The organism is Streptomyces sp. NPDC056835 (assembly GCF_042789485.1).
Taxonomy (GTDB): domain Bacteria; phylum Actinomycetota; class Actinomycetes; order Streptomycetales; family Streptomycetaceae; genus Streptomyces.
The window spans coordinates 150,178-170,008 of the sequence record NZ_JBHUBB010000016.1; the positions used below are offsets into that span (position 1 = coordinate 150,178).

Annotated in this window: 15 protein-coding genes; 7 read left to right on the forward strand and 8 right to left on the reverse strand. The window is 69.4% G+C overall.

Annotation, left to right across the window (positions count from 1 at the left end; translation table 11 throughout):
* Positions 1 to 161: 161 nt before the first annotated feature.
* Entirely contained in the window at positions 162 to 1,070 is a 909-nt protein-coding gene (locus tag ACFRMN_RS20300; RefSeq protein ID WP_383021367.1) for a LysR family transcriptional regulator, read from the reverse strand.
* A 97-nt stretch (positions 1,071 to 1,167) separates the two neighbouring features.
* Between ACFRMN_RS20300 and ACFRMN_RS20305 the strand changes: the two genes are divergently transcribed.
* Entirely contained in the window at positions 1,168 to 2,265 is a 1,098-nt protein-coding gene (locus ACFRMN_RS20305; RefSeq protein WP_383021370.1) for an EamA family transporter, read from the forward strand.
* A gap of 76 nt (positions 2,266 to 2,341) precedes the next feature.
* Here the strand turns inward: ACFRMN_RS20305 and ACFRMN_RS20310 are convergent, their stop codons facing one another.
* From ACFRMN_RS20310 to ACFRMN_RS20320, 3 genes are all read right to left on the reverse strand, one after another.
* Positions 2,342 to 3,139 carry a sugar phosphate isomerase/epimerase family protein gene (locus tag ACFRMN_RS20310; protein ID WP_383021436.1) on the reverse strand — a complete coding sequence of 266 codons (798 nt, stop codon included), beginning with the start codon at positions 3,137 to 3,139 and terminating at the stop codon, positions 2,342 to 2,344.
* Positions 3,136 to 4,119, reverse strand: a complete 984-nt coding sequence (locus ACFRMN_RS20315) for a GNAT family N-acetyltransferase (RefSeq protein WP_383021372.1) — start codon at positions 4,117 to 4,119, stop codon at positions 3,136 to 3,138. The genes ACFRMN_RS20310 and ACFRMN_RS20315 overlap by 4 nt, the downstream gene beginning before the upstream one ends.
* 156 nt (positions 4,120 to 4,275) lie before the next feature.
* A complete protein-coding gene (locus ACFRMN_RS20320) occupies positions 4,276 to 5,397 on the reverse strand; it encodes a LacI family DNA-binding transcriptional regulator (RefSeq protein ID WP_383021375.1) in 1,122 nt (373 codons plus the stop codon).
* Between the two features lie 171 nt (positions 5,398 to 5,568).
* On the opposite strand from ACFRMN_RS20320, the gene ACFRMN_RS20325 reads away from it, so the two are divergent.
* The 5 genes from ACFRMN_RS20325 (at position 5,569) to ACFRMN_RS20345 (ending at position 12,727) form a co-directional block, all read left to right on the forward strand.
* Positions 5,569 to 6,720, forward strand: coding sequence for a Gfo/Idh/MocA family protein (locus tag ACFRMN_RS20325; RefSeq protein WP_383021378.1), 1,152 nt, complete (start codon positions 5,569 to 5,571; stop codon positions 6,718 to 6,720).
* Complete coding sequence (locus ACFRMN_RS20330; protein ID WP_383021380.1) at positions 6,717 to 7,886, forward strand: dihydrodipicolinate synthase family protein; 1,170 nt, start codon at positions 6,717 to 6,719, stop codon at positions 7,884 to 7,886. The genes ACFRMN_RS20325 and ACFRMN_RS20330 overlap by 4 nt, the downstream gene beginning before the upstream one ends.
* Positions 7,887 to 7,897: 11 nt before the next feature.
* Positions 7,898 to 8,722, forward strand: coding sequence for a sugar phosphate isomerase/epimerase family protein (locus ACFRMN_RS20335; protein WP_383021438.1), 825 nt, complete (start codon positions 7,898 to 7,900; stop codon positions 8,720 to 8,722).
* A 323-nt stretch (positions 8,723 to 9,045) separates the two neighbouring features.
* Positions 9,046 to 11,295: an ATP-dependent RecD-like DNA helicase gene (locus ACFRMN_RS20340; RefSeq protein ID WP_383021383.1), complete on the forward strand. Its 2,250-nt coding sequence runs from the start codon at positions 9,046 to 9,048 to the stop codon at positions 11,293 to 11,295.
* A 133-nt stretch (positions 11,296 to 11,428) separates the two neighbouring features.
* On the forward strand, positions 11,429 to 12,727 hold the full coding sequence (locus ACFRMN_RS20345) for a citrate synthase (protein WP_365748483.1): 1,299 nt from the start codon (positions 11,429 to 11,431) through the stop codon (positions 12,725 to 12,727).
* A 514-nt stretch (positions 12,728 to 13,241) separates the two neighbouring features.
* Here the strand turns inward: ACFRMN_RS20345 and ACFRMN_RS20350 are convergent.
* Together ACFRMN_RS20350 and ACFRMN_RS20355 are read right to left on the reverse strand one after the other, a co-directional pair.
* Positions 13,242 to 13,466 carry a heavy-metal-associated domain-containing protein gene (locus tag ACFRMN_RS20350; RefSeq protein ID WP_383021386.1) on the reverse strand — a complete coding sequence of 75 codons (225 nt, stop codon included), beginning with the start codon at positions 13,464 to 13,466 and terminating at the stop codon, positions 13,242 to 13,244.
* Between the two features lie 136 nt (positions 13,467 to 13,602).
* Positions 13,603 to 14,244, reverse strand: coding sequence for a TetR/AcrR family transcriptional regulator (locus ACFRMN_RS20355; protein ID WP_383021389.1), 642 nt, complete (start codon positions 14,242 to 14,244; stop codon positions 13,603 to 13,605).
* Between the two features lie 144 nt (positions 14,245 to 14,388).
* Between ACFRMN_RS20355 and ACFRMN_RS20360 the strand changes: the two genes are divergently transcribed.
* A complete protein-coding gene (locus tag ACFRMN_RS20360) occupies positions 14,389 to 16,650 on the forward strand; it encodes an MMPL family transporter (RefSeq protein ID WP_383021391.1) in 2,262 nt (753 codons plus the stop codon).
* A gap of 143 nt (positions 16,651 to 16,793) precedes the next feature.
* On the opposite strand, the gene ACFRMN_RS20365 is transcribed toward ACFRMN_RS20360, so the two are convergent.
* On the reverse strand, positions 16,794 to 16,991 hold the full coding sequence (locus tag ACFRMN_RS20365) for an AlpA family transcriptional regulator (protein WP_030352509.1): 198 nt from the start codon (positions 16,989 to 16,991) through the stop codon (positions 16,794 to 16,796).
* A 270-nt stretch (positions 16,992 to 17,261) separates the two neighbouring features.
* Positions 17,262 to 19,529, reverse strand: coding sequence for a glycoside hydrolase family 95-like protein (locus ACFRMN_RS20370; protein WP_383021394.1), 2,268 nt, complete (start codon positions 19,527 to 19,529; stop codon positions 17,262 to 17,264).
* Between the last annotated feature and the right edge of the window lie 302 nt (positions 19,530 to 19,831).

Below are 19,831 nucleotides of genomic sequence, written 5' to 3' on the forward strand. Positions count from 1 at the left end.
GCTCCTTCCGGCCGTGCGCTGCGAGGGAAGTGAAGGAAACTTCCAAGATTTACGGATATCCGGAAAATAACTGCCAGTCAAGGGACGCGCCACGGAAAGCGCCCGCCGGCCACGAGGGCCGGCCCGGCTCGCTGGTCAGGCCGGCCGATCAGGCCCGCGGATCAGGCGGCGGCGACCGCCGGCCAGTGCCGCCGCAATGTCTCCACGGTCGCCGTGACCGCGGGACGTCTGGCGGCTCCCGTCCGCCAGAGCGCGTACAGCCTGCGTATCGGTACGGGGTCGAGGGCGATCGCGCGTACCCCCTCGGGCAGCGGCCCGCGCCCCAGCCGCGGAATCATGGCGATGCCGAGCCCCGCCGCCACCAGCGCGAGCTGTGTGTGGTTCTCCTCTGCCTGGTGTGCGAGATCGGGCTCGCACCCGGCCGCGCGCAGCGTACGCACCAGCCAGTCGTGGCAGACCGTCCCGGGTGGCTGGCAGATCCAGCGCTGCCGCGACAGATCCTCCCGCCGTACGGAGGGCCGCGCCGCCAGCGGATGCGCCACCGGTACGAGCACATCGCACAGATCGTCCCCGATGATCGCCTGCTCCACGCCTTCGGGGGCGGGCAGCGGCGCGATGTCCCAGTCATGGGCGACCGCCAGATCGATCGCGCCGCGGGCCACCAGATCAATGGAGAGATGCGGATCGATCTCCCGCAGCCGGACATCGAGGGTGGGGTGGCGCCCGGCCAGCTCCGCCAGGACGCCGGGGAGCAGGCCACGCGCCGAGGAGGCGAACGCCCCGACGACGAGCTGCCCGGTCGGCTGCCCCCTGCGCTCCTCCAGGGTGGTCTCGGCGCGCTCCACTATCGCGAGCAACTCCTCGGCGGTGGAGGCGAGATGGCGCGCCTCATCGGTGAGCGCCACGCCGCGCCCGCGCCGCTCCAGCAGAGTCGTACGGGTCTCCCGTTCCAACTTGGTGATCTGCTGCGACACGGCCGAGGGCGTATAGCCGAGAGCGGCGGCCGCCGCCGCTACGGAACCGTGGACGGAGACGGCGTGCAGCGCGCGCAGCCTGGCCAGATCGAGCATCGCTGCCCCTTTCTCGGAGAATCGTAAGCAACACTGAATTCCACCATGAAGAAACCCGCGCTGGTGCTACATAGTCCGCTCCGGTGATCCTCTGTGCATGCGCACCACTCATATCGCTCTCGCCGTTCTCGTCACCGCCGTCTGGGGAGTGAACTTCGTCGTCATCGAGGTCGGGCTCGGCCACTTCCCGCCGCTGCTCTTCTCCGCTCTGCGCTTTCTGGCGGCGGCGCTGCCCGCGGTCTTCTTCGTGGGCCGGCCGAAGGTCGCCTGGAAGTGGGTGATCGGGATCGGACTGGTGTTGGGTGTGGCCAAGTTCGGACTGCTCTTCGTCGGCATGGATCAGGGCATGCCTGCCGGTCTCTCGTCGCTCGTCCTCCAGATCCAGGCCGTCTTCACGGCCCTGTTCGCGGCGGTCGCCCTCGGTGAACGGCCCGGGCGCGTAAGGCTGTTGGGCATGGCTGTCGCGCTGGCCGGTATCGCGGTCGCGGCGGTCGACGAGGGAACCTCGGGCCCATTGCTCGCCTTCACGCTCGTCATCGCCGCCGCGGCCTGCTGGGGCGTCTCCAACGTGCTCACCCGCAAGGCGTCCCCGCCCGACGCCCTGAACTTCATGGTGTGGGTGTCGGCCGTACCCGTACTGCCGCTGCTCGGGCTCTCGCTGCTGTTCGAGGGCCCGGGCGCCGACCTGGCCGCACTGCGCGCCCTGGACGCGACCGGCATCGGCGTCATCCTCTACGTCGCCTGGGTCACCACCGTCTTCGGCTTCGGCGCCTGGGGCTTCCTGCTGCGCCGCTACCCCGCTTCGTCCGTCGCGCCCTTCTCATTGCTCGTCCCGGTCTTCGGGATGTCGTCGGCGGCGCTGCTGCTGAGCGAGTCCATCAGCCCCCTGCGCTGGTGCGCGGCGGCGCTGCTGGTCGGGGGAGTGGCCCTCACCTCACTGCCCCGCGCCGGAGGCCCCGCCACGCCCGCCTCCGCCACACCGCTCCCCGCCACACCGCTCCCCACCGAGCTGGTGCCTGCCGGGCCGCTCCCCACCGAGCCGTTGCCTGCCGAACCGGTTTCTGATGAGCCGATACCCGCCGCGTCCGCCTCCGCCGGACCGGCGCCTGCCGAGCCGGCTCCCGCCACCTCCGCCCACGCCACCTCCACCCACGCCGCGAACACCGCCTCCCGGCCCCTGACGCCGGAGTCCTAGGGAGTGCCCCGCCGACACGGGCCCGAGGCCCCCGACGCCCTGACCCTCTTCACCTCCGTCTCCCCCTCCGGCTTCCTCAGCCCTGGCGGCTCGCGGCGATCAGGCCCTCCAGATGCTCCCGCCCTGCCGCCAGCAGCCCCGGCAGCTCCTCCGCCCGCGGATACCAGCGCTTTTCGTACTCCCAGCACACCCAACTGTCGTCATCGAGCAGCGCCAGGCACTCGCCCAGGGGAAGCACCCCCGCCCCCAGCGCCAGCGGTGTCGTGTCCTCCGCCGAGGCGATGTCCTTCACCTGGACATAGCCCAGGTACGGGGCGAGCGCCGCGTGCGTGGTGGCCGGCGCCTCGCCGCCCAGCCAGGTGTGCATCACATCCCACAGCGCCCCCACGTGCTTGTGTCCCACCGTCCCCAGCACCCGGGCCGCGTCCGTACCCGTGCGGTGCGAGTCATGTGTCTCCAGCAGAATCCGTACGCCGAGGTCCGCCGCCGACTCGGCCGCGGTGCCCAGCCGTCGCGCGGCCGTCGCGTCTGCCTCGGCCGCGGGCTGGTCGCCGCCGCCGGGGAAGACACGGACGAAGGAGGCGCCCAGATCCCGTGCCAGCCGCAGCAGTTCGTCCAGCTCCTGGCGCGGCCGCTCCTCGTCGGCGTCGGCCTTCGCCACCCGCACGTACCCGGCGACCGTCAGGATCTCGATTCCGGCGCGCTGGAACTCCTCAACCACCGCGGCCCGTTCGCGTGGTCCGATGCCCGGATGGACCGGCTCCTCCGGGTGGGCGCGCAGCTCCACCCCCTGGTAGCCGGTCCCGGCGGCGAGCGCGAGGACGTCGGGGATGGGCAGACCCGGTACCCCAAGGGTGGAGAAGGCGAACTTCACGGTGTTATCCCTTTCTGACATGTGGTGGCTCCTTTCCCGAGAGGGAGCCGCCAGTCCTGGCCGACCAGATCCGCTCCGTACGAGTGGTGCGGGGTCTCGGAGACCAGCGTGAATCCGGCGCGCTGGTAGAGGGTGCGGGCGGCGGCGAGGACGTCATTGGTCCACAGCGTCAGTTCCTGATACCCCGCCTCGCGCGCGAAATCCACCACCGTCCCGATCAGCCGCTCCCCGAGGCCGTGTCCCCGGGCGCCGGGCTCGACCAGCAGCAGCCTCAGCCTCGCGGTGCCGGGGGCCTTGTCCCGTACCTCCGGCGCGTCGTCCCGTACGCACATCACGGACCCCACGGGGATGCCGTCCAGCTCGGCGATCCAGACCCGCTCCAGCCGCGAATCGTGGTGTTCCGCGAAGTCCGCGACGATCCGGGCGACAAGCCCCTCGAACTCGGTGTTCCAGCCGTACTCCGCGGCGTACGCGGCGCCATGGCGCTGCACGATCCAGCCCAGCTCGCCGGGCATCGGATCACGCAGGACCGGCTCGTCGCGGTGGGGCGCCGCCAGGCGGTCGGCGCCGAAGATGTCCCGCACAGTACGCATCGCGTCCGCGAGCCGGGGCCGCTGCGCCGGCTCGACCCGGGCGAGCAGCGAGCCCACCGCCTCCCGTGACCGCTCGTCGAGCAGCGCCGCGGCCTCGCGCCCCTGCGGTGTGAGCGTGATCCGCTGGCGCCGGGAATCCCGCTCGGAGGGCGCGCGTCCGACCAGCCCTTCTTTCTCGAACTTGGTCAGCAGTCTGCTCAGATAGCCGGCGTCGAGCGACAGCTCGACCCGTAGATCGGCGGCGTCGGTGCGCGGCGCGTGGGCCAGCTCGTACAGCACCCGTGACTCGGTGAGCGTGTACGGGGTGTAGAGGTGCCTGCTGTAGTCGAGCGCCCCGATGAGATTCGTGTAGAAGCGGTTGAACGCGCGGATTTCCTGGACGGCCATGATCCACCCCCGAGCTTTTCTTTGACTGAGTCAACGCTACGTCGCTGCGCCGACACTCGGCAAGGCCTCATCCCCGCATTGGCGTCAGCTCGCCACCAGCCATCCGCCACCCGTCCCCCACCCCGCAAATGGTCAGCCGGTCAGCCGGTCAGCCGGTCAGAGGGCCGGTCCCCGGCCCCGGTCCGCCCGCGGCGGCGCCGTCGACGCCCGCGCCATCAACTCGGCCGTGATCGTGGCGATCCCGCCCGGCGGCGGTGTCTCCGTGCCCATCGCCAGCCGGCCCGCGCGCGCCCCCGCCTCGTGCAGCGGCAGCCGCACCGTCGTCAGCGCCGGCGTCGCGTCGACCGAGAACGGCAGATCGTCGAAGCCCGCCACCGAGACGTCCTCCGGGATACGCAGCCCCTGGTCACGTACCGCCGCGCACGCGCCCAGCGCTACCGTGTCGTTGGCCGCGACCACGGCGGTCAGATCCGGTGCGCGGCGCAGCAGCTCAAGCGTCGCCTCATATCCCGACCGGCGGCTGTAGGGACCGTGCACGATCAGCGCCTCCCGCCCCGGCCGCCCCTCGCGGGACCCCGCGCCCGACGTCGGACTTTCCAGTCCCGCGGCCGCCATCGCCGCCTGGTGCCCCTCCAGCCGGTGCCGGGTCGTCGTCCGCTCCAGCGGGCCCGCGACATAGCCGATCCGCCGGTGCCCCAGCGTGAGCAGATGCTCCGTCAGCCGCCGCCCGCCGCCCCGGTTGTCGAAGGCCAGTGAAGCCACGATCGCGTCGCTGCCCGGCAGCGGCGGGCGTCCGCACAGCACCACCCGGGTCCCCGCGTCCGCGAGTTTCGCCAGCTTCGTGGTCATCGCCGCGATATGGCCCGGGTCTTCGAGCGCCCCGCCGGTGAGGATGACGGCCGCGGCCCGCTGGCGCTGGAGCAGGGTCAGATAGGTGAGTTCACGCTCGGGCGAACCGCCCGTGTTGCAGACGACGGCGAGCTTCTCGCCGCCCGCCCGGCCGGTGCCCTCCTGGCCGCCGATCTCGGTCTGCGCCGCGCCCGCCATGATCCCGAAGAAGGGGTCCGCGATGTCGTTGACGAGGATGCCGACCAGATCGGAGGTGGCGGCGGCCAGCGAGCTCGCGGGCCCGTTGAGCACGTAATCCAGATCGTCCACCGCGCGCAGCACGCGTTCCCGGGTGGCGGCGGCGACCGGGTAGTTGCCGTTCAGTACGCGGGAGACGGTGGCGGGCGACACCCGGGCGCGGGCCGCCACATCCGCCAGGGTGACTGTCATCGCTTTCCTCCGAGGGGACGAGGGTGATCGAGGTGCGTTCGGGACGAGATCGGGGCGAGATCGGGGTGTGACCGGTGCGGGATCGGAGCCGGGCTCTTGTCCGGTTCGCTGTCGCAGGCTAGCTTCTTACCCAATAGAAAGCGCTTGCTACGGCAACATGGAGGAACCTTCGTGACACGCAGGACAGTGCGGATCGCCATGAACGGCGTCACGGGGCGGATGGGGTACCGGCAGCATCTGCTCCGCTCCATCCTCGCGATCCGCGAGCAGGGCGGACTGGACCTCGGGGGCGGCGAGGCGCTGTGGCCCGAGCCCGTACTCGTCGGCCGCCGCGAACACGCCCTCAGGGAGATCGCCGAACGGCACGGCCTCACCGAATGGTCCACCGATCTTGACGCCGTCCTCGCGGACGACACGATCGACATCTACTTCGACGCCCAGGTCACCTCCGCGCGGGTCGAGGCCATCAAGAAGGCGATCGCCGCCGGCAAGCACATCTACACCGAGAAGCCGACCGCGGTCGATCTCGACGGCGCCCTCGAACTGGCCCGGCTGGCCCGTGACGCCGGGATCAAGCACGGCGTCGTCCAGGACAAGATCTTCCTGCCGGGCCTGCTCAAGCTGAAGCGCCTCATCGACGGCGGCTTCTTCGGCGAGATCATCTCCGTACGGGGAGAGTTCGGCTACTGGGTCTTCGAGGGCGACTGGCAGGATCCCCAGCGCCCCTCCTGGAACTACCGAGCCGAGGACGGCGGCGGTATCACGGTGGACATGTTCCCGCACTGGGAGTACGTCCTGCACGAGCTGTTCGGCCGGGTCACCACCGTCCAGGCGCACATCACCACACACATCCCGCGGCGCTGGGACGAGCAGGGCAAGCCGTACGCCGCGACCGCCGACGACGCCGCCTACGGCATCTTCGAGCTGGACGGCGGGGCGGTCGCCCAGATCAACTCCTCCTGGACGGTCCGGGTCAACCGCGACGAGCTGGTCGAGTTCCAGGTGGACGGCACACATGGCTCGGCCGTCGCGGGTCTGCGCCGCTGCCGTGTCCAGCACCGCAGCACCACCCCCAAGCCCGTCTGGAACCCCGATCTGCCCGCCACCGAATCCTTCCGCGACCAGTGGCAGGAAGTGCCGGACAACGCCGAGTTCGACAACGGTTTCAAGGCACAGTGGGAGCTGTTCCTGCGCCATGTGGCGCTCGGTGAGGCGTACCACTGGGATCTGCTCGCGGGCGCGCGCGGTGTACAACTCGCCGAACTGGGGCTGCGGTCCTCGGCGGAGGGCCGCCGCTTCGAGGTACCGGAGCTGTCGCTGTGACTCTCCGGCTGCCTTCCCCGGGCGGCGGATCGCGTACGTACACGCCTCGCTCCGAGCCCGCCCGCCTCGCCGCGGGTGGGGCGCCCCTCGCCTCTCGTACGGTCTTCTCCGCGGCCCATGTCGTGGCCGACCCGTACGCCGACATCGGCCCTGACGCGCCCGCCACCGTCGACTGGGACGCGACGCTCGCCTTCCGCCGTCATCTCTGGTCGCACGGCCTCGGTGTCGCCGAGGCCATGGACACCGCGCAGCGCGGCATGGGCCTGGACTGGGCGGGCGCGGCCGAGCTGATCCGCCGCTCCGCCGCCGAGGCGAAGGCGGTGGGCGGCCGGATCGCGTGTGGCGTGGGTACCGACCAACTGGCCCCTGGAACAGGTGGTTCCGATTCCCTGGCCGCGGTCCGGGCGGCCTACGAGGAGCAGTTGGCGCTCGTCGAGGAGACCGGCTCACAGGCCATCCTGATGGCCTCCCGGGCCCTCGCCGCGACCGCCACGAGCCCCGACGACTACCTCGCCGTCTACGCCCATCTCCTGCGCCAGGCGTCGGAGCCGGTCGTGCTGCACTGGCTCGGCCCGATGTTCGACCCCGCGCTGGAGGGCTACTGGGGCAGCGCGGACCTCGACGCGGCCACCGAGACGTTCCTCCAGGTCATCGCCGAGCATCCGGACAAGGTCGACGGCGTCAAGATCTCCCTGCTGGACGCCGGGCGCGAGATCGAGCTGCGCCGCGCACTGCCCAAGGGTGTGCGCTGCTACACCGGTGACGATTTCCACTACCCCGAGCTGATCGCGGGCGACGAACGGGGCTTCAGCCATGCCCTCCTCGGGATCTTCGATCCCCTGGGGCCGCTCGCCGCGGAAGCCGTACGCGTCCTGGACACGGGCGACACGAAAGGTTTCCGGGCGCTCCTCGATCCCACCGTCGAGCTGTCCCGTCATCTGTTCCAGCCGCCGACCCGCTTCTACAAGACGGGTGTGGTGTTCCTCGCCTGGCTCGCCGGACACCAGGACCATTTCACGATGGTCGGCGGCCTCCAGTCGGCCCGCTCGCTGCCCCATCTCGCGCGGGCGTACGAACTGGCCGACGGGCTCGGTCTGTTCCCCGACCCGTCGGTGGCGGAGGCCCGGATGACATCCCTGCTCAGCGTGTACGGAGTGGACCAGTGACCGATCGACCCATGGCGGAGCTGAAGCGCTTCAGCATCAATCAGATGACGGTGAAACAGCTGCCGCTGCCCGAGCTGACCGAGGCGTGCGTACGTCTCGGTGTGCCAGGGGTCGGGCTGTGGCGCGAGCCCGTCCGGACGTACGGAATCGAGGCCACCGCCAAGCTCGTACGCGACGCGGGGCTCGCGGTCACCACGCTCTGCCGCGGCGGCTTCCTCACCGCCGTCGACCCCGGCCGGCGGGCCGAGGCGCTGGCCGACAACCGCGCGGCGATCGACGAGGCCGCGGCGCTGGGCACGGACACCCTCGTCCTGGTCTCCGGCGGGCTCCCGGAGGGAAGCCGGGATCTCCCCGGGGCGCGCGAACGTATCGCCGACGCCCTGGGCGAACTGGCGCCGTACGGGGCGGAGCGTGGGGTGCGGCTCGCCATTGAGCCGCTGCACCCGATGTTCGCGGCCGACCGTTGCGTGGTCTCCACCCTCGACCAGGCTCTTGACCTGGCAGAACGCTTCCCCGCTGATCAGGTGGGGGTGGCCGTCGACACGTACCACATCTGGTGGGACGACCGGGCACCCGCGGCCGTCGCCCGCGCGGCTTCGCGGATCTTCACCTTCCAACTGGCCGACTGGACGACGCCGCTCCCGGCCGGGGTGCTGAACGGCCGCGGCCAGATCGGGGACGGCGCCGTCGATATGCGCGCCTGGCGGGAACGGGTCGACGCGGCGGGCTATACCGGCCCGATCGAGGTGGAGCTGTTCAACGACGAACTGTGGGCGCGGGACGGCGTGGAGCTGCTTACCGAGGTCATCGAACGGTACGTACGGCACGCTCTATAGACGCGTTCCGCAGGACACGCTCCATAGAGGCCTTCCGTCTATAGAGGCCTTCCGTGGGAACCGCGGAACGTCCGTTCATCCGTGGACGCCCGACGCGGGGCCCGGAAAATTACGCACAGGAGCCGTGCAACCCTTCCGGGGTGACGTGAGTCATATACGTCAACAGGGCTCTCGGGGGAGGGATCCGGGGGGATCAGGAGGGCTCTGCCGAGGGGGAGCGTGTGGGGCCCGGTCCAGTGGACCGGGCCCCTGGTAGTTGTCCACGGACGGAGAGTTGTCCACAGGGCGGCGAGGATGTCGGAGCCTGGCGGTAGCGTCGGATCATGTCCAATCCCGCTGTGCTCGAAGCCGTCCTTGAGCGGATCACCTACGCCAATGAGGAGAACGGCTATACGGTCGCCCGCGTCGACACCGGCCGCGGCGCCGATCTCCTCACCGTGGTCGGCTCGTTGCTCGGCGCGCAGCCCGGTGAGTCACTGCGTATGGAGGGCCGCTGGGGCTCGCACCCCCAGTACGGCAAGCAGTTCACGGTGGAGAACTACACCACGATCCTGCCGGCCACGATCCAGGGCATCCGCCGCTATCTCGGCTCCGGTCTGATCAAGGGCATCGGCCCCGTGTTCGCCGACCGGATCGTCGAGCACTTCGGCCTGGACACCCTCGACATCATCGAGCAGCAGCCCAAGAGGCTCGTGGAAGTCCCCGGCCTCGGCCCCAAGCGGACGAAGCGGATCGCCGCCGCCTGGGAGGAGCAGAAGGCCATCAAGGAGGTCATGGTCTTCCTCCAGGGGGTGGGGGTCTCCACCTCCATCGCCGTCCGCATCTACAAGAAGTACGCGGACGCCTCGATCTCCGTCGTCAAGAACGAGCCGTACCGCCTGGCGGCCGACGTCTGGGGGATCGGCTTCCTCACCGCCGACCGGATCGCCCAGGCCGTCGGGATCCCCCACGACAGCCCGGAGCGGGTCAAGGCCGGGCTCCAGTACGCCCTGTCCCAGTCCACCGACCAGGGCCACTGCTTCCTGCCGGAGGAGCGGCTCATCGCGGACGCCGTGAAGCTGCTCCAGGTCGACACGGGTCTGGTCATCGAGTGCCTTGCCGAGCTGGCCGCCGAGGACGAGGGGGTCGTACGGGAAAGGGTGCCGGGGCCGGACGGCGGCGAGGAGGAGGTCACGGCGGTCTATCTGGTCCCCTTCCACCGCGCCGAGCTGTCCCTCTCCGCCCAGTTGCTGCGGCTGCTGCGCACCGGGGAGGACCGGATGCCGGCCTTCCAGGACGTGGCCTGGGACCGGGCGCTGACCTGGCTTGCGGGCCGTACGGGCGCCGAGCTGGCCCCCGAGCAGCAGCAGGCGGTCCGGCTCGCGCTCACCGAGAAGGTCGCCGTTCTGACCGGCGGCCCCGGCTGCGGCAAGTCCTTCACGGTCCGCTCGATCGTGGAGCTGGCGCGGGCCAAGAAGGCCAAGGTGGTGCTCGCGGCGCCCACCGGACGGGCGGCCAAGCGCCTCGCCGAGCTGACCGGGGCCGAGGCGTCCACCGTCCACCGACTGCTCGAACTCAAGCCGGGCGGGGACGCGGCGTACGACCGGGACCGCCCGCTGGACGCCGACCTGGTGGTGGTCGACGAGGCGTCGATGCTCGATCTGCTGCTGGCCAACAAGCTGGTCAAGGCAGTGGCCCCGGGCGCGCATCTGCTGCTCGTCGGGGATGTGGACCAGCTTCCCTCGGTCGGGGCCGGTGAGGTCCTGCGCGATCTGCTGGCGGAAAGCGGCCCGGTGCCCCGCGTCCGGCTCACCCGTATCTTCCGGCAGGCGCAGCAGTCCGGGGTGGTCACCAATGCCCACCGCATCAACTCCGGGGTACCGCCCATCACGCGGGGCCTCGTCGACTTCTTCCATTTCGTCGAGGAGGAGACGGAGGACGCGGGCCGGCTGACCGTCGAGGTGGCGGCCCAGCGGATTCCCGCCAAATTCGGTCTCGACCCCCGGCGCGATGTGCAGGTGCTGGCGCCGATGCACCGCGGCCCGGCCGGCGCGGGCGCGCTGAACGCCCTGCTCCAGCAGGCCATCACCCCCGCCAGACCCGATCTTCCCGAGAAGCGGCTCGGCGGCCGGGTCTTCCGCGTCGGCGACAAAGTCACCCAGATTCGCAACAACTACGAGAAGGGGGAGAATGGCGTATTCAACGGCACGGTCGGTGTCGTCACCTCACTCAACATGGACGACCAGCGGCTGACGGTGCTGACGGACGAGGACGAGGAGGTGCCGTACGACTTCGACGAGCTGGACGAGCTGGCGCACGCGTACGCCGTGACGATCCACCGCTCCCAGGGCAGCGAGTATCCGGCCGTGGTCATTCCGGTCACCACCGGTGCCTGGATGATGCTGCAGCGGAATCTGCTCTACACGGCGGTCACCCGAGCCAAGAAGCTCGTCGTGCTGGTCGGCTCCCGCAAGGCCATAGGGCAGGCGGTGCGCACGGTCTCCGCGGGCAGGCGTTTTACCGCCCTCGACCACCGGCTGACGGGACTTTCCGCACCTCGGCTTCCCACAACTGGGGCGAAGGGGGCAGGATGAACAGGTTGGCGGCACTGAGTGCCGCCAAAAGGCCTAAAGGCCGACCCCGAGTGCACTCTCCTGAGCCAAATGGGGGATGGTAGAGACAGTCAGGGCACCTCGAAGAAGAGGCACTACGTCGGTGAGGGATGACGTGAGCGAGAAACGCGACAACGCGGTAGTACTGCGGTACGGCGACGGCGAGTACACCTACCCGGTGATCAACAGCACCGTCGGCGATACGGGCTTCGACATCGGGAAGCTCCGTTCTCAGACCGGTCTGGTGACACTGGACAGTGGATACGGCAATACCGCCGCCTACAAGTCCGCGATCACCTATCTCGACGGCGAACAGGGCATCCTGCGCTACCGCGGCTATCCGATCGAGCAGCTGGCGGAGCGCTCCAGCTTCGTCGAGGTGGCGTATCTGCTGATCAACGGCGAGCTGCCGACGGTCGACCAGCTGGCCTCGTTCAAGAACGAGATCACCCAGCACACGCTGCTGCACGAGGACGTCAAGCGGTTCTACGACGGTTTCCCGCGCGACGCCCACCCGATGGCGATGCTGTCCTCCGTGGTCAGTGCGCTGTCCACGTTCTACCAGGACAGCCATAACCCGTTCGACGAGAAGCAGCGTCATCTCTCCACGATCCGGCTGCTCGCCAAGCTGCCCACCATCGCGGCGTACGCGTACAAGAAGTCGATCGGCCACCCCTTCGTCTACCCGCGCAACGATCTCGGGTACGTCGAGAACTTCCTGCGGATGACCTTCTCGGTCCCCGCGCAGGAGTACGTGCCGGACCCGGTCGTGGTCTCCGCCCTCGACAAGCTGCTGATCCTGCACGCGGACCACGAGCAGAACTGTTCGACCTCCACCGTGCGTCTGGTCGGCTCCTCGCAGGCGAACATGTTCGCCTCGATCTCCGCCGGCATCAGCGCCCTGTGGGGCCCGCTGCACGGTGGTGCCAACCAGTCGGTGCTGGAGATGCTTGAGGGCATCCAGGCCTCCGGCGGCGATGTGGACTCCTTCATCCGCAAGGTGAAGAACAAGGAAGACGGCGTGAAGCTCATGGGCTTCGGGCACCGCGTCTACAAGAACTTCGACCCCCGGGCGAAGATCATCAAGGCGGCGGCGCACGACGTCCTCTCGGCTCTCGGAAAGTCCGACGAGCTGCTCGACATCGCGCTCAAGCTCGAAGAGCACGCGCTCGCCGACGACTACTTCGTCGAGCGGAAGCTCTACCCGAACGTGGACTTCTACACCGGTCTGATCTACCGGGCCATGGGCTTCCCGACCGAGATGTTCACCGTTCTCTTCGCGCTCGGCCGGCTGCCCGGGTGGATCGCCCAGTGGCACGAGATGATCAAGGAGCCGGGCTCCCGTATCGGCCGTCCGCGCCAGATCTACACCGGCGAGGTCCTGCGCGACTTCGTCCCGGTCGAGTCCCGCTGACCCACGCTTCCCGCGCTCGGCCCCCGTGGCCCGGCGCGTCGGCTCGTACCGTGCGCGCCGGTAATACGCCTGGTGTACGCAGCGAAAAGCGCCCCGCCGCCGATCCCCCCACGGGTCGGCGAACGGGGCGCTTTCCATATCCCCGGAGCGGATTCCCCCCACGGGATCCGGGCCGGGCGTCTGCCGTAACCATCAACGGCTACTGGCGGTCGGACCGGGGTACGTACGGGAGGGCCGCTCAAAGCTCCCCGGTGCACGTGCCCCGGCCAATCGCGTGCATGAGACGTCCCCCAAGACGTCCCACACGATCCCATCGAACGTCCCCCAAGACGTTCTCTGGCATCGTCCTCTTAGACTCGCGAGTCGACCTAATGGTTACCCCTCAATCTATGTGATCTAGATCTCTTTGTGAAGGTCCTGTGGTGCATGTGAAGGACCGCAGGCGCATAGGAGGTGCTAACCACATAAACGGAGGGGTGGACGGGTTCCTGCCTCTGATCGTGCGAGCGGCTCGTCAGGCCAGTTCGTAACCGGCCTCGTCGACGGCGGCGCGCACGGCCTCCTCGTCCAGTGGGGCCTGGGAGATGACGGTCACCCGTCCCGTGGCGGCTGTGGCCTCCACGGACGTGACGCCCGCGATCCCGGAGATCTCGCTGGAGACGGCCCCCTCGCAGTGTCCGCAGGTCATACCGGTGACCTGATAGACGGTGGTGACCTGGCTCTTCGTCTCGGCGGTCATGGTGTTTCTCCTCTTCGGGGCTGACGTAGGGGCGGGTGATGCGCCAAGGTGCGCGTGGGCCACGGGGCACCCCAGCATCTACGACTTTACCCCTAGGGGGTATGGAGTAGAACCCGGTCCGATGGCCGGTGCGGGCTCAGGGATTCGTGACGAGTGGTTCCAGGTAGCGGAAGAGGACCGTCTTCAGCTCGGCGATGTACGCGTCCCGCTCAGCGGGCTGCGCGGCGAGAACCAGATCCAGGCCCGCTTTGAACACGGCGAAGACCGTATGCGCGACGCGGGTGATGTCGGGCTCAGGTGTCGCGGGGAGGTAGCCGGCGAGGACTTCCTCGACCCGGGTGAGCATCGAGGAGTGCAGGGCGTCGTGCTCCCGGGTGACCTGGCCGGGGATGTCGGGTCCGTGCATGAGGACGCCGAAGGCGGGGTTCTCGAAGTTGAACTGGATCAACGGGTCGAGGACGGCGTCCAGCAGCTGGTCCAGCGGCAGTTCGAGATGGGCCGGGGTGAACGCCTGGCCGTAGGTGGTGCGCCAGCGCGTCAGCAGGTGGTCGCCCAGCTCGACGGCGATGGCTTCCTTGTTCGGGAAGAACTGGTAGAGCGTGCCCGGGGAGACGCCGGCCTCGCGGGCGATGGAGTTGGTGCTCGCCGCGGTGTAGCCGGTGGTGCAGAAGACGTTGGCCGCCGCTTCGAGGAGCTGGGCGATGCGGCGCTGGCCGCGGGCCTGGCGGCGGCGCGGCTTTTCCGTCCCGTTCTCGCTGCCGTTCATGGCCTCCGGCATGTGACTCCCCGGCTTTCCTGGATCGGTTGACAAACGCGAGTGGTGGCTCGCATTATTGATCAATGCGAGCGATGACTCGTGTTTGTCTATTCTATGGCAATGACTGACCCATGCCACGGGTCACGGTGAAGGGGACACCGCACCATGTCCGAAGTCAATACTGGACCGAGTCTTGGGGGATGGACCCGGTTCGTCACCGCGCGCCCGAGGCTTTCTCTGCTGGTCGCGCTGGTGATCACGGCCCTGGCCGTCTTCGCCGGAAGCGGCGTCGCCGACCGGATGGGAAGTGGCGGCTGGGCGGATCCGGACGCCGAGTCGACCTACGCGACCCAGGCGCTGGAGCGGGAGTTCCCGGCCTCCCAGCCCAATCTGCTGCTGCTCGTCGACAGCGGGAGCCGGAGTGTGGACGACCCCGCGGTGGCCGCGGAGGCCAAGCGCCTCACCGACCGGCTCGCGGCCGAGCGGGGCATCAGCGGGGTCGGGTCCTACTGGGCGACCGGATCGGCCGCGCTGCGCGCCGAGGACGGCCGGGAAGCGCTGATCGCGGCGAGGATCGAGGGCGACGAGAAGACGGCCGCCGCGGCCCTGGACCGGATCACGCCCGAATTCCGCGGCTCGCACGGGCCGTTGGAGGTCTCGATCGGCGGACCCGTCGCCGTGCAGCACGAGATGCAGGACATCATCCAGGAGGACCTGCTGCGGGCCGAGCTGATCGCCCTGCCGGTGACGCTGGTCCTGCTGGTGATGGTCTTCGGCAGCGCGGTCGCCGCACTCCTGCCGCTGGGGCTCGGCATCGTCGCCATCCTGGGGACGAACGCGGTACTGCGCGGGATCACCGAGCTCACCGACGTCTCGGTCTTCGCGCAGAACCTCACCACGGCCCTGGGGCTCGGACTGGCCGTGGACTACGCCCTGTTCATCGTGCGCCGGTTCCGCGAGGAGCTGGCCGAGGGCGCCGAGGTACGGGACGCCGTGGGAATCACGCTGCGCACCGCCGGGCGGACGGTGCTGTTCTCCGCGCTCACCGTGGCGGTGTCGCTGGCCGCCATGATGGTCTTCCCTCAGTACTTCCTGCGCTCCTTCGGCTATGCCGGGATCGCGGTGGTGCTGCTGGCGGCGGCCGCCGCGCTGATACTGCTGCCGGCCGCGCTGATGCTGCTGGGCCATCGGGTCAACGCGCTGGATCTGCGGGTGCTGCTGCGCCGGCGGCGGAAGTCCGGGGCGCGGGACGGATCGGGAGCCGCGGGCGCGCCCGCCGAGCCGGGGGCCGGCTGGGGGCGTACGGCAGCGCTGGTGATGCGCAGGGCGCCGGTCTTCGCCCTCGCGACGGCGGCCGGGCTGATAGTGCTCGGACTGCCCTTCCTGGGAGCCACGTTCGGTACCGCCGACTACCGACAGCTGCCGGCGAGCGCCGACTCCCGGGTGGTCCAGGAGGAGATACGGGACGGCTTTCCCGGCAGTCCCAGCGGAAGCCTGGAGGTGTTCGTGGAGGGCGCCGCCACGCCCGCCGAATACTCCGACTACCGCAGCCGGATAGCGGCTCTGCCAGGGGCGCTCGGGGTCGACGGTCCGGTCACCTCGGGCGAACACGGGTACTTCACGGTGCGGGCCGAGGGAGAGGCGGTGGGGCAGCAGGCCCAGCAGCTCGTCCGCGATATCCGCGCGGAACCAGCCGCGTTCGACACGTCGGTGACCGGCACGGCCGCCGTCCTGGTCGACTCCAAGGACGCGATCGCCGACCGGCTGCCCTGGGCGGTGGCCATCATCGTGGTGGTGACCCTGCTGCTGGTCTTCCTGCTCACCGGCAGCGTGCTGATTCCGGTCCAGGCGGTCGTGCTCAACGCGCTGAGTCTCACGGCGATGTTCGGGGCGGTGGTCTGGGTCTTCCAGGACGGCAACCTCTCCGGGCTGCTCGGCTTCACCGCCACTGGCGATATCGAGACGAACCTCCCTGTTCTGATGTTCTGTGTCGCCTTCGGACTTTCCATGGACTACGGCGTTTTCCTGCTCTCCCGGATCAAGGAGGAGTACGACCGCGGCGGTGACCACGAACAGGCGGTGACCTTCGGCCTCCGGCGCACCGGTGGACTGATCACCGCGGCGGCCGTGATCCTCGCGGTGGTCATGGTGGGCATAGGCACCTCCCGGGTGACCAATACCAAGATGCTGGGGCTCGGTATCGCGCTCGCCGTGCTGATGGACGCGATGGTGGTCCGCAGCCTGCTGGTGCCCGCGGTGATGAAGCTGACGGGCAGAGCGACGTGGTGGGCTCCCGGGCCGTTGCGCCGCTTCCATGACCGGTTCGGGCTGAGCGAGGGCGAGTCGAAGCCGATCGCCGAAGGGGATGCGGGAGATCCCGCTCGGACGGGGCTCCGTGCCCGGGACCGGGATACGGCGGGCGTCTGACCGAGGTGGAACGGAGGCCGTGCGCAGCGGCAGCCGTGCGGAACGAGGGCGTGCGGACGGGGGCGTGCGGAGGGCGGAACGGGGGCCGTGGGCCCGTACCGGATCGGTGCGGGCCCGCGGCGGGCGGACAGCCGGTGCCTCGCTCAGCCTCTGTTGCTTCTGTTGCCGGGACGCTGGGCCACCCAGGCGCGGACGGTGTCCGCGTACCAGTAGGGCTTTCCGTTCTCCACATGGTCGGGCGGCGGAAGCAGTCCGTGCTTGCGGTACGAGCGGACGGTGTCCGGCTGCACCCTGATGTGCGCCGCGATCTCCTTGTAGGACCAGAGCCTTTTGTCCGTCATCAGTGGCACCTCCCCGCGTCCGCCGCAGGGAGGCCGGTGGGCCGTCGGGGGAGCTGCGGCACGACGCTGGTGATCAACCAGCCTGTGCCCTCTGAGCGACGCAGAGTGATGAGGAGAGCGGATTTGTCACTTGTCTGTGACGGAAGGACCGTGTAATCGAGATATGTGTGACGGTAGAGGGATCTTTGTGGCACATGCGGCACATATGACGCGTACATCTCATGAGGTGCGGATAACTCATGTCAGGTGCCTGACGTCAGGCGCGTCACATCAGTCCGGCTCGGGCAGCCCCCATCGCGGGTACGTGCCGTCCGCCCGTACGTCGCGCGCTCGTAGCACCGGGTTCGAGCCCCTTCGGGTGACCACGGCGGTACGGCCCTTCGGCAGATCGACGGTGATGGTTCCGGTGCCCCGGTACGGCAGCTTCCGGCCGTGCTCGTCACGTACGTCGATCGCGCCCTCGATGCCGTGCTCCAGCGCCAGCGGGGCACCCGCCTCGCTCCGTACCGTCACCCAGTCGGTGCGGCCGGCCGAACGTGACGCGTCCACGAGAAACGCGCCCTGGGTACGCAGGCGTTGGACCGACGCGTCCGCCCAGCCCGAGGGGACGGCGGGGAACACGCGGACCGTACCGCCATGGCTCTGGACCAGCATGTCCAGCAGTGACTGGGCGGCGGCGAGCGGGCTCTCCATGGCGAAGTTGGAGCCCTCCCGGTACATGGTGTTCGGCGTCAACTGCGTGCCGTCGACGGTGTTCCCGTCGGTGAAGAACTTCAGATACGACAGCGCCCGGTCCGCGTTGCCGAAGAGGGTCTCCATCGAGGCGGCGGCCGCGAAGCTGTAGCCGTGCCAGCGCTCCCTCATGCTCGCCCAGTGCTCGAAGCTCGTACGGTCCAGCGACTCCTGGAGGGGGTAGAGCCACAGCAGATGCGAGTAGTGCCGGTGCGACTCCGCGAGGGGCACCTCCGCGCCGATCAGCACACCCTGCTCGCCCCGGTGGTACGGCACCAGCCGGGCCAGGATGTCGCGCAGACGCGCGGTCGGCGCGTCGTCGATCCGCAGTACCCGCGCCGCCTCCAGCAGTGTCCGGCAGCCCCAGCGGATCAATGACAGGTCGTAGGTGCAGTCGGACGCGTTGGCGTACTCCGGTGACCGGGTCTCCGGCAGATGCAGCAGACCGTCGGACCCTTCGGTCAGGAAGCGCGCGTAATAGGCGATGGCCCGGCTGAGCACCGGATACAGCACGTCCCGAAGAATCCGCCGGTCCATGGAGTGCCGGTAGGACAGCCATACATTGTGCATGGCCCAGGTGAGATTGCCGGTGTGATCGTTGGGGCTGACGCCGGGCACTCCCACATAGCGCGGGCCCGGACGCAGCTCCCGGTCGCCCGGGTGGCACAGCGCATAGCTCGACCCGTCCCGGTGGGCCGGGTGGATATTGAGCTCCAGATTGCGGTGGTACGTACGGAAGGTGGGGGTGATCGCGTCCAGTTCCAGCTGGTTGGAGCCGTTGATCAGCGGATACGCGACCTGGGTGTTGAGGTTCCACCAGATATTGGTCCAGTTGTTGCCGGTCTCCGGGAACCACGGCCCGAAGACGGGCAGTACGGGGGAGTCCTTCCCGGTGGACGACGCCATCTTGTAGAGCTGGATCCAGTAGAAGCGCTGGAGATGTTTGTCCGGGACCGAGACCAGACTGCGCCGGTAGAAGTCGCCCCACCATGTGCGGTGTTCGCGTACGAGCGTGTCCGGCGCGGTGGTGAGCGCCCGGTCCACGGTCGACAGCGCACGTTCGCGCCCGGTCGAATCAGGGAAGCCATAGGCGATGGTGGCCGCGAGCAGCCGTCCGCTTCCCTCGTGGATCTCGCGCCAGGCCGTGGTGTAGCCACCACCCGCGTGCAGTGGCTGTTCCACGAAACCGGGCCCCGCCGCCGGATCGGGGTTGGCGGTGTAATCCGGTGGTACGCGGCTGGTCCTGGTGGTGGCCGACGGCAGCGCGGTGAACCCCCAAGCGGCCTTACGCTCACCCGCCGTCGGCTCCAGGGACACCAGCAGCACATCGCTCTGACGCAGGATCAGTACGCGCATCCGGACGCCGCCGGCGGTCGTGGTGACCGTGCCGTTCAACTCGGCTGTCGCCGGATCCAGGGACCAGTCGACATCCGTGACCGTGCCCGCGAAGGTCAGGGTGAGATAGCCGACCGGCAGCCGGGAGTAGCCGATGGCCGCCTCCCACTGCCCGCGCTGGTCCTGCACAAGGGAGTGGTTGAGCATGATCCTGAGGGTGTTTCCCTCGCCCGCCTTGCTGTAGAGATGGGCGGCGAGGAAGCCATTTCCGAAGAAGGGCGCGGACTGCCAACCGGAGGGTAGCCGCCGCCACTTCATGGCCGCGTCGAGAAGGATGCGGCGGTGCGCGTCCGTGTCGTCGGTATGGCCGGCGCTGCCGCTGTCGCCGCCACCGCCGGACGTCTGTGCCCAGGCGGTGCGCGAGGAGACCGCGAAGGCCGCAGCTCCCGCCGCCGCACTCGCCGCCGTCATGAACGTACGCCGTGAGATGTGCCCCGCCCGCGTGATACCTCCGAGGAATCCGGGACGCGATGAAGGTGGAGGAACGGGTGATTGCACGGCGGCCCCTGTCTGCGGCTCAGGAATATCCCTTACTAGGACGATCCTGGTGCGATCGTGTCCCTGTCAAGAAGTCAAAGCGGGGAGAGATCGGATCAATGAGGTCGGTGGGGCTGTTGGATGGAGATGCGGAAACGCCCGGACGGGCCCTCTCGGATCCAGTCCGGGCGTCAGGACGGTCACGCGCGGCGTCTGAGTGTGGCGCGGACGCGTCA